Annotated in this window: 15 protein-coding genes; 6 read left to right on the forward strand and 9 right to left on the reverse strand. The window is 65.6% G+C overall.

Annotated features, from left to right (window positions below; translation table 11 throughout):
• Window positions 1–57 precede the first annotated feature (57 nt).
• From TL10_RS10000 to TL10_RS10020, 5 genes are all read right to left on the reverse strand, one after another.
• Window positions 58–1,977: an acyl-CoA dehydrogenase family protein gene (locus TL10_RS10000; protein ID WP_043391714.1), complete on the reverse strand. Its 1,920-nt coding sequence runs from the start codon at window positions 1,975–1,977 to the stop codon at window positions 58–60.
• A 47-nt stretch (window positions 1,978–2,024) separates the two neighbouring features.
• Window positions 2,025–3,335 (reverse strand): cytochrome P450, encoded by a 1,311-nt coding sequence (locus TL10_RS10005; protein ID WP_043985528.1) that lies wholly within the window; start codon window positions 3,333–3,335, stop codon window positions 2,025–2,027.
• A 6-nt stretch (window positions 3,336–3,341) separates the two neighbouring features.
• The gene (locus tag TL10_RS10010) at window positions 3,342–5,150 is read right to left on the reverse strand and encodes a peroxidase family protein (RefSeq protein WP_043985529.1); all 1,809 of its coding nucleotides are present in this window, start codon (window positions 5,148–5,150) and stop codon (window positions 3,342–3,344) included.
• 57 nt (window positions 5,151–5,207) lie between these two features.
• The gene (locus TL10_RS10015; RefSeq protein WP_234711417.1) at window positions 5,208–5,858 is read right to left on the reverse strand and encodes a hypothetical protein; all 651 of its coding nucleotides are present in this window, start codon (window positions 5,856–5,858) and stop codon (window positions 5,208–5,210) included.
• Window positions 5,859–6,198: 340 nt separating this feature from the next.
• Window positions 6,199–7,512 (reverse strand): IS256 family transposase, encoded by a 1,314-nt coding sequence (locus tag TL10_RS10020; protein WP_019344575.1) that lies wholly within the window; start codon window positions 7,510–7,512, stop codon window positions 6,199–6,201.
• 110 nt (window positions 7,513–7,622) lie between these two features.
• Between TL10_RS10020 and TL10_RS10025 the strand changes: the two genes are divergently transcribed.
• A complete protein-coding gene (locus TL10_RS10025; protein ID WP_157850366.1) occupies window positions 7,623–8,150 on the forward strand; it encodes a TetR family transcriptional regulator in 528 nt (175 codons plus the stop codon).
• Window positions 8,151–8,537: 387 nt separating this feature from the next.
• On the opposite strand, the gene TL10_RS10030 is transcribed toward TL10_RS10025, so the two are convergent.
• Together TL10_RS10030 and TL10_RS10035 are read right to left on the reverse strand one after the other, a co-directional pair.
• The gene (locus TL10_RS10030) at window positions 8,538–9,449 is read right to left on the reverse strand and encodes an AraC family transcriptional regulator (protein WP_043985577.1); all 912 of its coding nucleotides are present in this window, start codon (window positions 9,447–9,449) and stop codon (window positions 8,538–8,540) included.
• A 22-nt stretch (window positions 9,450–9,471) separates the two neighbouring features.
• Window positions 9,472–10,221 carry an SDR family oxidoreductase gene (locus tag TL10_RS10035; RefSeq protein ID WP_043391705.1) on the reverse strand — a complete coding sequence of 250 codons (750 nt, stop codon included), beginning with the start codon at window positions 10,219–10,221 and terminating at the stop codon, window positions 9,472–9,474.
• Between the two features lie 416 nt (window positions 10,222–10,637).
• Between TL10_RS10035 and TL10_RS10040 the strand changes: the two genes are divergently transcribed.
• Genes TL10_RS10040 through TL10_RS10055 form a run of 4 tightly spaced genes read left to right on the forward strand, consistent with a single transcriptional unit; the run spans window position 10,638 to window position 14,392 of the window.
• Window positions 10,638–11,483: an ABC transporter permease gene (locus TL10_RS10040; RefSeq protein ID WP_043985532.1), complete on the forward strand. Its 846-nt coding sequence runs from the start codon at window positions 10,638–10,640 to the stop codon at window positions 11,481–11,483.
• Window positions 11,484–11,493: 10 nt separating this feature from the next.
• Complete coding sequence (locus tag TL10_RS10045) at window positions 11,494–12,246, forward strand: ABC transporter ATP-binding protein (protein WP_043985533.1); 753 nt, start codon at window positions 11,494–11,496, stop codon at window positions 12,244–12,246.
• 12 nt (window positions 12,247–12,258) lie between these two features.
• Entirely contained in the window at window positions 12,259–13,284 is a 1,026-nt protein-coding gene (locus TL10_RS10050) for an ABC transporter substrate-binding protein (RefSeq protein ID WP_043985534.1), read from the forward strand.
• Window positions 13,285–13,294: 10 nt separating this feature from the next.
• Window positions 13,295–14,392, forward strand: coding sequence for an LLM class flavin-dependent oxidoreductase (locus TL10_RS10055; protein ID WP_043391695.1), 1,098 nt, complete (start codon window positions 13,295–13,297; stop codon window positions 14,390–14,392).
• On the opposite strand, the gene TL10_RS10060 is transcribed toward TL10_RS10055, so the two are convergent.
• Entirely contained in the window at window positions 14,389–15,276 is an 888-nt protein-coding gene (locus TL10_RS10060) for an SCO6745 family protein (protein ID WP_043391692.1), read from the reverse strand. The genes TL10_RS10055 and TL10_RS10060 overlap by 4 nt on opposite strands.
• Before the next feature lie 193 nt (window positions 15,277–15,469).
• Between TL10_RS10060 and TL10_RS10065 the strand changes: the two genes are divergently transcribed.
• Window positions 15,470–16,492 carry a fused (3R)-hydroxyacyl-ACP dehydratase subunits HadA/HadB gene (locus tag TL10_RS10065; protein WP_043985535.1) on the forward strand — a complete coding sequence of 341 codons (1,023 nt, stop codon included), beginning with the start codon at window positions 15,470–15,472 and terminating at the stop codon, window positions 16,490–16,492.
• Window positions 16,493–16,507: 15 nt separating this feature from the next.
• On the opposite strand, the gene TL10_RS10070 is transcribed toward TL10_RS10065, so the two are convergent.
• Entirely contained in the window at window positions 16,508–16,822 is a 315-nt protein-coding gene (locus TL10_RS10070; protein WP_234711418.1) for a nuclear transport factor 2 family protein, read from the reverse strand.
• Between the last annotated feature and the right edge of the window lie 161 nt (window positions 16,823–16,983).

Here is a 16,983-nt window from a genome sequence, read left to right on the forward strand (position 1 = left end):
GAGCGATGATCAGCCGCCATTCCCGCACTTTTTCGGAACGAATTTTCTGACGGTCGGCTAGATGTCCGGAATCCGCTCCGGATGCAGCATCTCGGCGTAGCGCAACTGCTCGGGAATCCCGAAACCGTCGACCAGCACTTCGGCGTAGGGCCGCAGCTTGCGGCAGCGGTCATTGATCCCTGCGGTGACAGCCTTCGCCCGGTCCATGGACAGGAAGCGGTGCTCGATGTACCACGCCTTGTCAGCATCGATCACCGACAGCGCGTACAGATCGCAGACGAGGCCGAAAATCTCGCGGGCCTCAGGATCGGGGCACGCGTCGATGCCGGCGGCGAAGGACTCGAACACGATGCGGTCGATGTGCGCCGACGCCGCGTGCAACACATGGTCCTGCACGGAGTTGAACGCCTCGAACGCGCTCATCTCTTTGGAATTGGCCTGCAATCGGCGGGCCACCGTCGACAGCAGATAGTCGGCCCGGTCTTCCATCATCTTCGCCTGGGTGCCCCGGTTGAAGAGGCTGCCCGCTTCCTCGTTGTCCTGCCGGGTGTCGAGCAGGCTCTGCAGGATGGTCTCGGTGCCGGTGCTCCGGCGCACGCGCTCGCGGGCCGTGCTGGTGGCGAACTTCACCCACTCGAACGGGCTCATGCCCTTGATGTCGTCGGCGTACTCGGTGAGCAGGTGTTTGGCCACCAACTGGGTCAAGACGTGGTTGTCACCTTCGAAGGTGGTGAACACATCGGTGTCGGCCTTGAGCGCGATGAGCCGGTTCTCCGCCAGATAGCCTGCGCCGCCGCACGCTTCGCGGCATTCCTGGATGGCGTGGGTGGCGTGCCACGTCGCCGCCGCCTTGAGACCCGCGGCCCGTGCCTCGAGTTCGCGCTGCACCTCGCCGTCGGGTTCTTCGACATCCTGCAGATCATGCAGGTCCGACACCAACTCGTTCTGCGCGAACTGCAGCGCGTACGACTTCGCGATCAACGGCAGCAGTCGACGCTGGTGCACGAGGTAGTCCATGATGAGGACTTCGTCGTCGGTCTTCGGCGCCTCGAACTGCCTGCGCTGCAACGCATACCGGGTGGCGATGTCCAGTGCGACGCGGGCGGCGGCCGCGGCGCTCCCGCCCACCGTCACCCGGCCGCGGATCAACGTGCCGAGCATGGTGAAGAACCGCCGGTTCGGGTTGTCGATCGGCGAGGTGTACGTCCCGTCCTCGGCGACGTCGCCGTAGCGGTTGAGCAGGTTCTCCCGCGGGATCCGCACATGATCGAACTGGATGCGGCCGTTGTCGACCCCGGGCAGCCCGCCCTTGTAGTGACAGTCCGAGGTCCGGATACCGGGCAGGTCGTTGCCGTACTCATCACGCAGCGGCACCATGAAGCAATGCACGCCCTGGCTCTCGCCACCGGTGATCAGCTGCGCGAAAACCGCTGACACCTGGGCAGATTCGGCGGCACCGCCGATGTAATCCTTGCGCGCGGTGGGAGTCGGGGAATCGATGACGAATTCCCGAGTGGCCGGATCGTACGTCGCGGTGGTCTCCAGGGACTGCACGTCACTGCCGTGCCCGGTCTCCGTCATTCCGAAACAGCCGACCAGATCCAGATCGATGGCCTTGCGCACGTACGCCTCGTGATGGCGTTCCGTGCCCAAATTGTCGATCGCGCCGCCGAACAGACCCCACTGCACCCCGGCCTTGACCATCAGCGACAGGTCGCTCATGGCGAGCATCTCGATGCGGGCGATGGTCGCGCCCGCATCGCCGTTGCCGCCGTGGCCCTTGGCGAAGGCATCCTCGGCGGCGCCCCGCGACGCCATGTACTTCATCTGCTCGGTGACCTTGGCTCGGGCCACCGCGGTGTCCGGGGTGTAGTGCGGCTTGAACAGGTCAACCGAAAGCTCTTGCCGAATACGGTCTTTCACCTCGCGCCAACGCCCGTCGAGGGCATAGCGGAGATGTTCGGCGGTCGTCGTCACAAGGGTCCCCTCCGTGGCACGGTCGCGTTGACGACCGAATGGTCCATCTAGCGTTCGATGCTGATGCCGTACAGATCGATACTGTGCGGCAGTGACTTCTGCGGGTTCAGCGTAGCCCCGCGCAGCACCGGAGTGGTCCCCTTCAACACGTGCGCCAGGAAGGCCTGTCCGAGGAACACCGACAAGCCCGCGCCCGGGCAGCCCTGCGGGCCGTGACTCAAGAAGTTGTACGACCAGTCGCTCCCCGCATCCCCGCTGACCCACTCACCCGGTGAGAACCGGTCGGCGTACGGGATCCGGTCCCGGTTCCGGTGGTTGAAGACGTTGTAGATGAGCACCTGCTTCCCCTCGGGCAGCACTGCACCACTGGGGAATTCGATGTCCCGGGTCGCGACGCGGCCGAACAACCCCGTCGTCGGCCACAGCCTCATGGTGTCGAGCAGGCACCCGCCGAGGTACTTCAGCGAGGCGATGCCCTGCCCCGACGCGATGTCGGCCGACTCCAGTTCCGCCCGCACCTCGCGCAGCTGCTCGGGGTGGGTGGACAGCACCGCGAGGGCACGGAAAGCGTTGGCCGCCAGGGTGTCCCCCATCGCGAACAGCCAGTGGATCACCTGGCTCGCGGGACTCGCGGTCTCGGGCGGGGTGGTCTCCGCGATGAGCGCAGCCAGGCTGTTTGGCTCCGGGTTTTGCAGATAGGACTCGATGTGCGACAGGAATTCCGGATATCCCGGCGCGGGCTCGCCGGGCATGCCGTTGCCCGCCGACATCAGTTCGCTGAGCTGGGAGGTGAGGCGGGTGTCGTCGGCGGCCTTGTCCCCGAACACCACACACCGGGTCAGTCGCTGGAATGCGGCATTCCAGTCCGACCACTTCAGCACCCCGGGCTCGAGGCCCGCCACCGTCTGCGCGACCTTCTCGACGAACGCCTGCGCCAGTCGGTGCACCGGGTGCCCGGTGTCCAGGACTGCTTCGGCGAACCGGCGGCGGTCCTCCCACGGCTGACCGCGGGAGATGGTCAGCGCATCCGGCTGGAACGCCGCCATGCCCTCGCGTTTGGGCTTAGGGTCGGAGGCGAACGGGTCGGGCGACCCGCCCAGCACGAACTCCAGATCATCAGGGTGGTGCACCAGCAGCGCCTCGTCGGCGACGACCCGGACGTAGAACGGGCCGGGGCCGTAACTGCGCACCATGCCTTCGACCAGCTGGTATCCCAGATAGTCCGAACTCAGCCCAGATGCGATGCGCGTGGGCAACTCTCGCTTGTTGAACAGTCCCAGAAGGACATTCGGCACACCGATCTGGGCGGTGAACCGAACACCTTCGACGATGGATGCGTGCGGGAAATCCTCGGCCATTGTTCGTCAGCCCCAGGGCAGGTAGGCGCGGACAGAGTCGGCCAACTGCACCACCGGGTTCTTCTTCCCCGGCACCGGTGCACCCAGCTTCGGCCACGGCGCGAACACCCGCTCGACGTCGCCGATCACCGGATCCAGCTCCGGGTAGTGCCGCAGCATGACGTCCTTCATCGTGTTGTTGTTCACCCAGTCGAACCCGACCTGCGTGTACACCTCGGGCTTGAAGTCGTTGGTGAAGAACCGGTCGCTCTTGAGCCGGCGCGACGCCATCAGGATGAAGATGCGGAAAGCGGTGTCCGAGAAGCCGAATCCCTTCGGCGGCTGCTCGGCCTGCATGCCGATCTGCAGGTCGACGGCGTCGACGTCGCCGTTGTAGACCTCGTTGATCTCCCGCGCCCACTGCTTGTTCGGGGTGATGTCGTCGATGGTCTTGCGGCGCGGCATCCGCAATGCTTCACGGAAGTCGTTGTAGCGCGGCACACCTCGCTCGCGGTCGCGCACGATGTCGAGGGTCGCGAGGTCGGTGACCTGCCCGTCGACGCGCTTGAGGTTGCGCAGCGCGTTCGGGTAGTTGTGCAGGCACACGGCACCGGCGCTGGCCAGGCCGAACGAGTACCACATGTCGCCCATCTGGATTTTGTCCATGAAGTCACGCGTGTAGCTGCCCTGCAGCTGGGTGAAGTCCGCCTTGACCAGGTGCTCACCGGACTCCAGCGAGAAGAAGTTCCAGTCGTCCGGGATCAGCGGGTGCATCCGGTAGACCGAGACGAACTCCTCGGTCAGCGAGAACGGCGCCGCGTGGTGATCGGTCGGTGAGCCGAGGATGCCCGAGATCGCCTCGTTGTCGCTGATCCGGCCGAACTTCTCCTGGAACGTCTCCCCCAGTGCGCCATACCAGTTCGCGTTCATGCCGATCTGCAACGCGGGGTGGCGCAGCACGCACGGTGTCCACTCCACGGTGTGGATCTTGGCGATCAGCGCCGAGACGACGAGCACCCCGATCTCGAAGAGGCGCTGGTCATCGAAGCTCGGGTAGGCCTTCTTCAGCGCGTCGCAGACGGCGTTGTGCTCACGCGCGAACATGGTGTGCAGCAAACCGGTGCCGACCCAGTAGTTCTCTTTCATACCGGTCAGGTCGATACCCGGAATGTCGCTCTCGGGCAGGCGGCCGTTCGGGTCAACCTTGACCTTGCCGTCGGCGAAGGTCCGGACCTCCGACTGGCGTTCCTTGCCACTGCCGTAGACCTGGGAGCCGTCCCACCAGTGCGTCTCCGCGTTGGCGAAAACCGGTGCGGGACAACCATCCGCGATCTCGCCGCGCAGCGGAATGGTGCACCGGATCTTCATCGGGTTCTCGGGGAACTGGTCGTCGGCGCTCAGCGGGATGTCGATGGTCTTGTCGGGCACCCCGTCGCCGTGGAAGAACCAGTTGTGGTTCTCGAACTGCAGCCATGCGGCGGCGAGGGCGTTGATGATGCCGGCAGGCTTGAAGTCGTCGCGGGCCATGAGCTTGCGGCTGATGACGCGCGGATCCGGCTTGAGGAGTCGCTTGACGTCGGTGACGGTCATCGACAGCGGCACGTTGCGCCCGAAGCCGGTGCCCTTGGCACCCATATGCGGATCCTGGAGATCGTTCCAGGTGCCGTCAGGCTGACGAGCGCGGCGCACCTCGTCGTTGGGCTGGCCCAAGTCGTCGGACGGCCGCATGCCGTAGGCCTCGTACAAGTTGTGCTCGCGCAGCTCATCGCGGGTCTTCGCCAGCGCGTTCAGCTGCAGCAGGAGAGAGGGGTATTCGTGCCACTGGGACGGAATCATGTTGTCGCCGTTTCTCTTTCGAAGTTTGTCGGTGGTCGTCGGATCATCTGAGGTCCGTCAGCGAGGCGTGCGCAGCGCAAAATATCCAATCTTGCTGTACCGGTCGGAGCCGGTATTGAACAGAATCTTGCCGAGGTAGACGCCGGGTACCAGCTCCACCAGTTCGTCGCGAATGCTGCGGATCACCAGGCGCGGGTTGGATTCCACGTTGGCGTAGTCGATGACCATCACCTGGCGGTCGGGGTCGTCCTTACCGGCCTCGACGTACGTGGCGAAATCGAAAGCGAGTTTGCCGGATTCGGCGTCACGCATCGAGTACAGCGGCCACAACAATTTGCCGACCAGGCCAGTGCTGCGGGTCAGCCGGTTGTCTCCCGTACCACTGTCCGAGTCGAAGCGTTTGCCTTGCCACGGCATCCACAAGGCCGTGACAGCCCGGGTCACGGTGTCGAGAGCCGGGTTCGTTGTCGTCATGACCAGGATGCCCTCCGTCGGGCCGTCCAGATCGACCGGCGGTGTCCCCAACCGGAAAAGGTCGTTGAGCTGCGCTTCGGCTGCGTCCGCATCGTTGTCGGCCAACGTGGACAGCTCGACGATCCAGCTCCATGCCGAGTCAACTGCCCCCGATTGACCCTCCGCCGCCGATTTCCGCAACCACGCCAACCTGTCGTCCGCAGCGGAACTCGCGGCAGTTTCTCGTTCGCTCATCGGCACCATTTCCGTTGAATATCGAGCACCCGCGGAGCATGATAGTGATCTGCGCCACTCTTCGGGGGCATTTCAAGACGATCGTCCAAACTTTGCCGCCGAGTGCAGAAGTGCCTGCTCAGAGGAATAGACTTAGAATTTCCCGCCAGTTCACTGACACCTCATCTGCCACTGGAGCCCTGTGGATACCCCTTCGAGCCGCGTTGCTGGGCGACTCACGGGTCCGCGCGGGCAAAAGTTCGCTGCGCGCCGTCAGGCGCTGGCCACCCAGGCCACCAGTGGGCTTGCCGAGCTCGGTTTCGCGCGGGAGAAATAGTCAAATCCTGTGGATCGAGGGTCGTCAGGCGACCTCGGACACTGGGGTGTCGGGCGATGGTTCCGGGGTGATGTCGACCGGACGTTCGAGGAGCTTGCCCTGGTGGAACACTGCGCCGGCCCGCACCAACGCCACCAGGTGTGGTGCGTTGACCGCCCGCCACCGCGACTGCGCTGCTTCGATCAGCTTGTAGGCCATCGCCATGCCCGCCGCCCGTGATCCCGGGCCCTTGGTCACCCTGGTCCGAAGCCGAACCGTCGCGAAGGTCGATTCGATCGGGTTCGTGGTGCGTAGATGCACCCAGTGCTCGGCGGGATACCGGAAGTACTCGAGCAGCACGTCGGCGTCATCGACGATTTTCTTCACCGCTTTCGGGTACTTCGCGCTGTAGTCACGTTCGAACGCTGCGATCGCCAACTGCGCCTTGTCGATGTCCTCGGCCCCGATGATCTCCTTCATCGCCGCCAACGCACCCGGATGCGCCGATTTCGGGAGTGCAGCAAGAACGTTGGCTTGTTTGTGGAACCAGCAGCGTTGTTCGCGGGTGGCGGGGAACACCTCCCGCAGTGCCCGCCAGAATCCCAAAGCTCCGTCCCCGACCGCGAGCGCCGGCGCGCGCATCCCGCGGCGGCGGCAATCCCGCAGCAGGTCCGCCCAGGACTCGGTGGACTCTCGGTAGCCGTCGGCCAGGGCGACGAGTTCCTTGCGGCCGTCCGCCCGCACCCCGAGCATCACCAACAGGCAGAGCTTTTCCTGCTCGAGCCGGACTTTCAGGTGGATGCCGTCGACCCACAGGTACACGTAGTCGACCTGCGAGAGGTCCCTGGTGCCGAAGGCCTTCGCCTCGTCCTGCCACTGGGCCGTGAGCCGGGTGATCGAGGATGCGGACAGTCCGGCGCCGGTGCCGAGGAACTGTTCGAGCGCCGGCCCGAAGTCACTGGTTGACAGGCCGTGCAGGTACAGCAGCGGCAGCACCTCCGATACCTGCTCGGACTTGCGAGCCCAGGCGGGCAGGATCGCCGAGGAGAACCGCTTGCGCTCGCCGGTATCGGGGTCGATCCGCTTGTCGTTCACGCGGGGCGCCTTCACCGCCACCGCACCCGCCGAGGTCACGACCTCACGTTCGGCGTGGTATCCGTTGCGGACCACCAGTCGGTGGCCGTGTTCGTCGACCTCACCGGCATACCGGGCTACATAGTCGGCGACCTCGGCCTGCAACGCCGCGGCCAGCATCTGCCGGGCACCGTCGCGGACGATCTGGTCGAGCAACGACCGGCCCGCACCGGCCGCATTGCGGGTCTCGTTGGAGTCGTCGTTGTTGTCTACTACCGTGAGCACGGGCGTGCCTTCCCGCCAGCGCGCCAACGCTGGTCTTGATCAGAATTCGGATTCCTTGCAGATCATCTTCCGGGAAGGCACGCCCGCCCGGGATCCACAGGTTCTGATCATTGCTCTTCGCGCGGGCCAGCATGCGCGAGCTCGCTCAGCATTGCGCGATATCACTCGGCGTTCTGCACTACTACTTCGACGACAAAGACGACCTGGTCATGTGCTGCGTGCAGCAATATAAGGATCACTTCATCGACCGGTACAGCTCCATCGTCATCGACGGCGGTTCCGGCCCGGAGCTCAAGACCCGGATCAGTACCGCGCTGAGCAACTCACTGCGCGAGTCGGCCGTGATGCACCGACTCTGGTACGACCTGCGCACCCAAGCGCTCTTCGACGATCGCTTCGCCTTGAGCATCAACGAGATCGACGACAGCCTCGCCGCGCTCACCTGGAAGGCGGTCACCGCCTACGCGCGGCTGACCGGTAGTTCTGTCATCGTGACGCCTGCCATCGTCTATGCGACGGCCGATGGCCTCTTCCACCGCGCACTGCGCGACCTGATCACCGGAGACGCCGACGCCCCGCAGCGACTCGCGCACGAAATCGATTCGGCGCTCGACGATTTCGTCGGTCCCGCGCGTTAGGCACCGAACGCCGAGCGGCCAGTTGGCGCACGCTTTTTCAGCAGCTGCGTGTGATATCTGGCCAGTCGCGGGCGGCGGCATCCGTCCCTGATCGAATGCCGAGCCATACCGTAGGCGGAGACAAAGATCAGTCCGCGGCGCGATGCCTACGGCCGCGGGTGTTCGTAGCGTCGATGACATGACACAGGCACACGTCCCAGCTCTCGGACATCAGCTGCGGGGCTGGATCGCACGAATCATTGCTGAAGCCTCGTGGTCCCGGACCCGGGCCCCACGAAGACCACGACAACATGAGTACTACCCGCCCTCACTGGTCGGGTTGCTCGGTGACGCCGCGATGGAGCGCGAAATGTACCGGCTCTGAAGCTTTTTCGATGAAGTGCGGCGCTAGCCGCGATCGCGGTTTGCCCGCCGAGCGAACTCGGCCGGCGAACACCCCACCACCCGCGTGAAAGCCGCACTGAAGGCGCTCGCCGAGCCGTAACCGACCTGTCCTGCCACGGCAGACAGCGATGGCTTCCCGCCCAACATCAGTTCTTTGGCCCGCACGACCCGCCACTCCGTGAGGTACTGCATGGGCGGCATCCCGACCGTGCGGGAGAACCGCTCGGCGAAGACGGCCCGGGACATCCCCGCGGTGCGCGCGAGTTTCTCGACCGTCCATTGCTCGGCCAGGTCAGCGTGTATCGCGCGCAGGACGCGGGCCAGCGCTGGATCTGCCAGTCCCCCAAGCAAGCCCCGCTCCACGGCACCGTGTTCGGTCTCGAATCGCCATGCCTCGATGAGCAGCACCTCCACCAGGCGCTCCAGGATGAGGTCCCGGCACCGGTTTCGCTCGCCGGCCTCTTCGGCGATCAGTTCCACCATGCGACCGAGCCTGGCGGCGCCTGGATCGTCCCGGCGAATCAGGATCGCGGCCGGCAGCAGCTGCACGATCAGTGCGGTGTTCGCGCGGTCGAATTGGAAGTATCCGCCGAGCATTCGCATCGTCGCCGCACCATCGCCGTAGGCCGCATCATCGTCGGCGCCGAGTGGCGTGTCCGTCGGCGCCAGGTCCGGATCGCTGGCCAGTACAAAACTCGGCGTCTCCGGCAGGAGCAGAAAGTCACCCGCACGCAGCTCGACGGCGTCGCCGCCCTCCGGGATGAACCAACACGTCCCGTCGAGGATCAGAGAGAAGGACGGATCGGCGTATCGAGGCTTGCGGATGCTCCATTGCCCGCCACCCGCCACGATCTTCGATCGAACCGCGCGTGGCTGCAACACGGCGATGGTGAAATCAAGCGGGTCCGTTGCCATTTCGACACGGTACTCGCGAGACTCAATGGGCCTGCGCAGCGACCAGGGCCAGCGCATCCGGGCCCGCCGCGAACCGGAGTTGGCCCGACGTATCGGTCGCGGCCGCGTAGACGACCTCGGCGACGTCGGACGCCGTCGTGAACACGTCGATATCCCCGAACGCGGACATGACCGGTGCCGCGAAATCCTCGTACTCCGGCGGCAGCAAGCCGTCCATCCGGGAAGCGCCGTTAGCCGTGAAATTGGTGCCAGGCCCGTAGCCCGGTTCGACGAGTTTGGCTGCCACACCGAAGAATTCGAGCTCCAGCGCCAGCGAGCCGGTGAAGCCCTCGATGGCCGCCTTGCTCGCGGTGTACACCGCGGCGAGCGGCATCGGCGCCAACGTCGTACTGGAGGTCACATTCACGATGACACCAGATCGCCGCTCGCGGAACTGCGGAACAACCGCCTGCGTCATCGCAATGACACCAAAGGTGTTGGTTTCGAACACCTCCCGAGTCGTCGCCATCGGCGTGGCCTCGAACGCGCCTACCACCCCGACGCCCGCGTTGTTCACCAGCACATCGATCGGGCCGGCCGCCGTGATCGCATCGGCGATGCTCTGCGAGTCCGTCACGTCGAGGGCCAGCACCCGGATGCGGTCCGAGTCCGGCAGCAGTTCGGGCCGTGGGGTTCTCATGGTCGCGACGACGTTCCAGCCCTGCGCGTGGAAGTGACGCGCGATCTCCAGCCCGTAGCCCGACGAACAACCCGTGATCAGCACTGTCTTCATAGGTCAAACATAAACACGCCAACCGCGACGATCAATGCGCTTTCGTCCGAGATTCATGCGTGATCGTCTTGGCTGTCGATCCGGCCGGCCTGGTCAACTGACCAGAGGTGAAGGACCTCGACACGCAGTGACCGTAAGGCGTCAGGTCTAGACCTTCGCTTTCGGGCACTACGCCGAATGTGCAGCTTTTGGACGTGGATTCGTGAAACATCGACCGATACCTACACATTCGGCAGAGCATCGGCTGGCAGGCACACCAACCCATCGCATCACTCACGCCAACACCGCGACAATCTCCTCCGCGACGTTCCCGTGGAATCAGGGCGACCCAAAATCTTCACGTCCCGCGGCCGGCCTCCTACGTTCGGTGTCACGGCGTACCCGCCTGACCAACTGCCGTCGACGTAAGGAGCGTGATGACCACCCGCGAGGCCCCGGTGGCCGCTGTAGCGCAGGTGGCCCCCGGTACCGAACCTGCTGCGGTGCAGGCGATTTCCTGGCGGGGCCGCGTCCATGCACGGCGCTGGGAAATCCTCCGCTGGCTGTCGCCGCTGGCGATCCTCATCCTGTGGCAGGCCGGCAGCGCCTGGGGCCTCATCGATCCCGCGATCCTGCCGGCGCCGCAGACCATCGCCGAGGCCGGCATCGAGCTGATCGGAAACGGCCAGCTCGCCGAAGCACTGCGCATTTCCGGCATCCGCGCGGCCGAAGGCCTGTTCCTCGGTGGAGTCATCGGCGCCGCCCTCGGCGCTCTCGTGGGCTTCTCGAGGTGGGCCGATGCCACGGTCGATCCGACGATGCAGATGATCCGCGCGCTGCCCCACCTCGGCTTGATCCCACTGTTCATCCTCTGGTTCGGCATCGGCGAACTACCGAAGGTGCTGATGGTCGCGTTGGGCGCGGCATTCCCGCTCTATCTCAATACGTCCTCGGCGATTCGCCAGGTCGACCCGAAGCTGTTCGAAACCGCTGCAGTACTCGGCTTTTCACCGCTACAGCGGTTACGGACCGTCGTCATCCCGAGCGCCGCTCCCCAGGTCCTGGTCGGATTGCGGCAGTCATTGGCCATCGCGTGGCTCACGCTCATCGTCGCCGAACAGATCAACGCCGACTCCGGTGTCGGCTACCTCATCAACAACGCGCGCGACTTCCTGCGCATCGACGTGATCATCTTCGGGCTCGTCGTATACGCGCTGCTCGGCATCATCACCGACGCACTGGTGCGAATCCTGGAGCGCCGCGCCTTGCGCTATCGAGTCTGAAAGGCACACCATGACAGCACTTTACGAAGTACCCGTGGAGACGCCTGCAGTGTCCGAGCCGCCCGCGGCGGTATTGCGCTCGGTATCCAAGTGGTACGGCGGCAATCGGGTGCTCGATGACGTCGATCTCCAGGTGAAACGCGGTGAGATCGTCGCGCTGGTCGGGCGCAGCGGTTCGGGCAAATCGACGATACTGCGCGTTCTTTCCGGCCTGGCCGGTGATTTTCAGGGCCAGCGCGAGGTGCAGGGCGCGCCGGCCGTCGCCTTCCAGGAGCCGCGGCTGTTCCCGTGGCGGTCCGTTCGTGACAACGTGCGCTACGGCCTGACGCGGGCCAAATTGTCTCGCGGCGAATCACTTTCACGAGCCGACCAGGCCCTGACCGAGGTGGGCCTGGCCGACAAGGCGGAGTCGTGGCCGCTGACCCTGTCGGGTGGGCAGGCGCAACGGGTGTCACTGGCCCGCGCGCTGGTGGCGGAGCCACAACTGCTGCTGCTCGACGAGCCGTTCGGCGCACTCGACGCGCTGACCCGGCTCTCCATGCACCGCCTCCTGCTGAACCTCTGGCGCCAGCACAACTTCGGGGTACTGCTGGTCACGCACGACGTGGACGAGGCGATCGCGCTGGCCGACACCATCGTCGTTCTCGAGTACGGGCGAGTGGCCCACACCCTGCACATCGACAACCCCCGCCGGCCCCCTGGCGTACGGGACCAACGCACCGACGAACACCGCGCCGAGCTGCTGACGCAACTCGGTGTCTGACAGGAGAAGACTGTGACGCATTCACGAATATCGCGGCTGCTATCAGTTCTGGCCGCCGGCGCACTGCTCACTGCCTGCGTTTCCAGTCGCGACGCCAAAGACGAATTGGCGGTGCCCCAAACGGTTCCGGTATCGGACCTGTCCGGATTGACGCTGCAGGTGGGCGATCAGAAGGGCGGCACCGAAGCGCTGCTGCGTGCTGCCGGAGAGCTCGACAATGTGCCCTACAAGGTCCAGTTCTCGACGTTCACCTCCGGGCCGCCGCAGGTTGAGGCAGCCACCGCAGGCAAGATCGACTTCGCCGTCACCGGGAACACGCCACCGGTCTTCGGAGCCGCCGCCGGCGCCAAAATTCGTGTCATAGCCGCATATTCGAACGATGCGGGCGGCGACCAGATCCTCATCCCCGCCGACTCGCCCGTCCACTCGGTGGCCGAACTCCGCGGAAAGAAGGTCGTTGTCGGGAAGGGCAGTTCGGCGCACGGCCATCTGCTGCTCCAACTGCAGAAGGCCGGCCTGACGGTCAAGGACATTCAGCTGGTGTTCCTGCAGCCGGCCGACGCCTTCACCGCACTGAGCCAAGGACAGGCCGACGCGTGGGCCATCTGGGATCCGTACACGGCGCTGGCCCAGAACCAGCTCAAGGTGCGCACCCTGGTCACCGCCCAAGGCGTCACCAATGGCTACGGATTCGGGATCGCTTCGGTGGCCGCCCTGCAGGACGCCAAGCGCAACAGCGCGTTGGCCGATCTGGTCCAGCGAGTGGCCCGGGCTTCGCGCTGGGCCAAGGACCATCCTGACCAGTGGTACCAAAAGTACGCTGCCGCAATCGGAATCGATCCGCAGGTGGCCCGCGTCGCGCAGTCACGCAGCCTGCGCCTGGCCATCCCCATCAACGACGCGGTGATCGCGTCCGAGCAGCAGCTGGCCGACGTGTTCGAACAGTCCGGACAGATCGAGCACAAGCCCACCTTTTCGCACTTCGTCGACAACCGTTTCGGCGACCAGTTGTCGCAGTTCTGGAACACCGAGAAATAGGAGAGTCACCTTGTCTGCCAAGTTCTTCTGGTTCCTGCCCACCAACGGTGACAGCCGCTCGATCGTCGGCGCGTCGCACGCGTCGTCGCACCACACCGTCCCTGCCGGATACCGAAAGCCCAGCCTGCGCTATCTGGGCGAGGTGGCCCGGGCCGCCGACCGGCTCGGCTTCGAAGGGGTGCTGACCCCCACCGGGACCTGGTGTGAGGACGCTTGGTTGACGTCCGCTGCACTGCTCGAACAGACCGACCGACTCAAGTTCCTGGTCGCCTTCCGGCCCGGACTGGTGCCGCCCACCCTGGCCGCTCAACAGGCCGCGACCTTCCAGCGATTCTCGGAAGGCCGGCTGCTGCTCAACATCGTCAGCGGCGGCGACGACGTCGAGCAGCGCCGATTCGGCGACTGGCTCAGCCACGACCAGCGCTACGAGCGCACCGGAGAATTCCTCGAAATCGTGCGCGACGTCTGGCGCGGCCAGCCCGTCGACTACCGCGGCCGGCACTACTCCGTCACCGACGCCCGGGTCTCCGAACCGCCGAACCCGTTGCCGCAGCTCTACTTCGGCGGCTCGTCGCCGGCGGCGCTGCCCATCGCCGCCGAGCACGTCGACGTCTACCTGACCTGGGGCGAACCACCGGCCGCGGCGGCCGCCAAGATCGCGCAGGTACGCGAACTGGCCAAGGCCCGCGGACGCAACCTGCGGTTCGGGATCCGGCTGCACACCATCACCCGCGACACCTCCGAGGCCGCATGGGCCGTGGCCAATTCCCTACTCGCGGAGTTGACGCCCGAACAGATCGCCAAAGCCACTGCCCTGCATGCCAATTCCGAATCAGAAGGACAGCGACGAATGACGGCGCTGCACGGTGGACGGCTCGACCACCTCGAGGTCTACCCCAACCTCTGGGCGGGCGTCGGCTTGGTGCGCGGCGGCGCCGGCACCGCACTCGTCGGCAGCCACGAGGAGGTGGCCTCGCTGATCTCCGAGTACCACGACCTCGGATTCGACGAGTTCATCCTCTCCGGCTACCCGCACCTCGAAGAGGCCTACTGGTTCGCCGAAGGTGTGCTGCCGCTGCTGCGCAAGCGCGGCGCCCTGGCTGCCTAGCCGAGGCGCGCGCTGGGATCCTCGAGATCGCTGTGCTGCAGCGCCATCGGGGTGATCACCGGTAAGTCCCCGCCGGCGACCACCTGTCGGGCGATCGGGGTGAGCACCTGGAACAGGGTCTCGACCTCGTCGTCGCTCAGCACGTCGAGCGTGGGCAATGCGGCAGCGTCGGTGCGGTACTCGATGTCGCGTTTGAGGGCACGTCCGTCGTCGGTGAGCGCACCGTCGGACGTCAACAGACCGCACTCGACGAGCTGTGCGGTCACCGCCGCCCACTCGGCTTCGTCGTAATCGCGAGTGGTGATGACCTTCTCCTTGGTCGTCCGCCCCGCGGCGACGTGCAGCACGTTGGATTGGCGGCCCGTGATGCCGCTAGCCACCAGGGCTGCGACGTGGGCGTCACCCCGTTGTTCACGCAGCAGGGTCGCCGCGTGCCACAGCGCGGCGACCGGCTCGTCGGGCCACGGCACCGCCGACAGTGCGGCGAACAGCGGCCTGCCGTCGACCGCGGCGTCGCGGGCAACGCGGCCGAGCAAGTCGGCGGCGGTGCGCAGGTTGTCGTCAGCGGTGAGGCCGTACCGGCTCAATGCGGCGACCGCTCCCGTTTCCCTGGCTGCGAGCGCCTGCTGCGGCGTGGCGATGTCCCACGCGCCGGCCAGCGACTTCGCGACGCGGTGGGAGGCGAAGTTGTAGAAGATCGCCGTGACGACCTGCGGAGGCACCGGCCCCAGCGGCGCCGATCGGGTGACGAAGTATCCGCTCCAGAAACTGCGATAGCCGAGGTCGACGGCAGCGGCCCGCGACTCGGGCGCGAAGTAGGTGATCGCGTGCACGGGTTCGAATCGCTCGAACAACCGACGGGCCAAAGTGGGTGTGCGGGCCATGCTGCCAGTCAAGCACGGACCCGCCAACACCCGCGAAGAGCCACGGATGTCCGGTGAATCGCGTGGTTTTCCGCACAATTGTGCCTGTTCGGCGCAGGTAGACGACTGATCGACGTGTGTTGTCGGCACCTCGCCACGTAGTGTGCTTTGGTCGGCCTCAGCGAACATGCCGATAGAAAAGTTGGGCACAGTTATGACGACAGCAGCAGACGCGTCGCCGCTCGAAGCGCGGATCGGCCACCACTACCAGATGGATGGCACCTATCTGGTCGGCCGCGAGAAGCTCCGGGAGTACGCGCGCGCGGTGCAGGACTACCACCCCGCGCACTGGGACGTCGCTGCTGCCAATGAGCTCGGCTACGCCGATGTCATCGCGCCGATCACGTTCACCTCCACCCCCGGCATGAAGTGCAACCGACGGATGTTCGAGTCGATTGTCGTCGGCTACGACACCTACCTGCAGACCGAAGAAGTCTTCGAGCAGCACCGCCCGATCGTTGCGGGCGATGAACTGGTCATCGATGTCGAGCTGACAGCGGTGCGCCGGACCGCGGGTCGCGACTTCATCACCGTGACCAACACCTTCACCGACACCAAGGGCGAGCGGGTCCACACCCTGCACACCACCGTCGTCGGCGTGACGGCCGAAGATGTCGACGCCGACATCAAGGCAGCCGCGCAGAAGGCCATGATGCACGACATGAACATCCTCGACATCGGCAGCGAGGCGTACCACAAGACGGTGCGCCCCGAGGGCGAGGTCCGGATCGCCGAGGACTCGGCGCGCACGCCGGGCACTCTGTCGTTCGATGACGTGGCCGTCGGCGATGAGCTGCCCAGCAGCCACTTGCGATTGTCCATCGGCGACCTCGTCAACTACGCCGGCGTGGCCGGCGACGCCAACCCGATTCACTGGGACAAGGAGCTGGCCCAACTGGCCGGCCTGCCCGACGTCATCGCCCACGGCATGCTCACCATGGGCCTGGGTGGCGGATACGCGTCGGCGTGGTCCGGCGACCCCGGCGCCGTCACCCGCTACACGGTGCGGCTGTCCGCGCCCGCGGTCGTGCCGGCCACCGAAGGTTGCGACATTGAATTCACCGGCAAGATCAAGTCGCTGGACCCGGCGACCCGCACCGGTGTGGTCATCGTCGGCGCGAAGTCGGGCGGCAAGAAGATCTTCGGCCTCGCGACCATGGACGTCCGCTTCCGCTGATCTCGGGCGAGCGCACTATTGCGCGAACAGCACCGCCGGATTGCCCGACATCGCCGACCACCGGCTGATCCGGTTGACGATGCGCCAGCCTTCGGGCCGGCGAGCCCAAGTATCGGTGTATTCACCGTTGGTGTCGAAGGTATCGCCCGCGAGCGGCCCGAGGCCCTGATGGCGGGCCTGCACATACGCCCGGGTCACGGCCGTATCGTCGTCGCGCACCTCGACTTGGATAGACCCGATGAGATGCTGTGTGCCACCGCAGTTTTCGAGGTACCGGCGGAACGTGTCCACCAGCCGTTGCACGGCAACCGGCAGTACATCTCCTGACACCCGACCCTCCTCGCGTTGGTCCCCGGCATCTTATGGGGCGTCGAATGCCGACTCCTGCTTTCGTCCCGCGAGACGGAACAGACGACAGGAAACCCTTGTCTGGTCGCTCTATTTTGAGGTAACGTCGCCATTCGAATAGCATGGCTATCTCAAAGCAGGAG

The organism is Mycolicibacterium llatzerense (assembly GCF_000878195.1).
GTDB classification, from domain to species: domain Bacteria; phylum Actinomycetota; class Actinomycetes; order Mycobacteriales; family Mycobacteriaceae; genus Mycobacterium; species Mycobacterium llatzerense.

Bases quoted from the DNA above. Each gene is read 5' to 3' on its own strand.
- TL10_RS10060 (WP_043391692.1), bottom strand. From the start codon at position 15,276: ATGGCCCGCACACCCACTTTGGCCCGTCGGTTGTTCGAGCGATTCGAA.
- TL10_RS10010 (WP_043985529.1), bottom strand. From the start codon at position 5,150: ATGATTCCGTCCCAGTGGCACGAATACCCCTCTCTCCTGCTGCAGCTG.
- TL10_RS10065 (WP_043985535.1), top strand. From the start codon at position 15,470: ATGACGACAGCAGCAGACGCGTCGCCGCTCGAAGCGCGGATCGGCCAC.
- TL10_RS10005 (WP_043985528.1), bottom strand. From the start codon at position 3,335: ATGGCCGAGGATTTCCCGCACGCATCCATCGTCGAAGGTGTTCGGTTC.
- TL10_RS10015 (WP_234711417.1), bottom strand. From the start codon at position 5,858: ATGAGCGAACGAGAAACTGCCGCGAGTTCCGCTGCGGACGACAGGTTG.
- TL10_RS10045 (WP_043985533.1), top strand. From the start codon at position 11,494: ATGACAGCACTTTACGAAGTACCCGTGGAGACGCCTGCAGTGTCCGAG.
- TL10_RS10035 (WP_043391705.1), bottom strand. From the start codon at position 10,221: ATGAAGACAGTGCTGATCACGGGTTGTTCGTCGGGCTACGGGCTGGAG.
- TL10_RS10030 (WP_043985577.1), bottom strand. From the start codon at position 9,449: ATGGCAACGGACCCGCTTGATTTCACCATCGCCGTGTTGCAGCCACGC.
- TL10_RS10040 (WP_043985532.1), top strand. From the start codon at position 10,638: ATGACCACCCGCGAGGCCCCGGTGGCCGCTGTAGCGCAGGTGGCCCCC.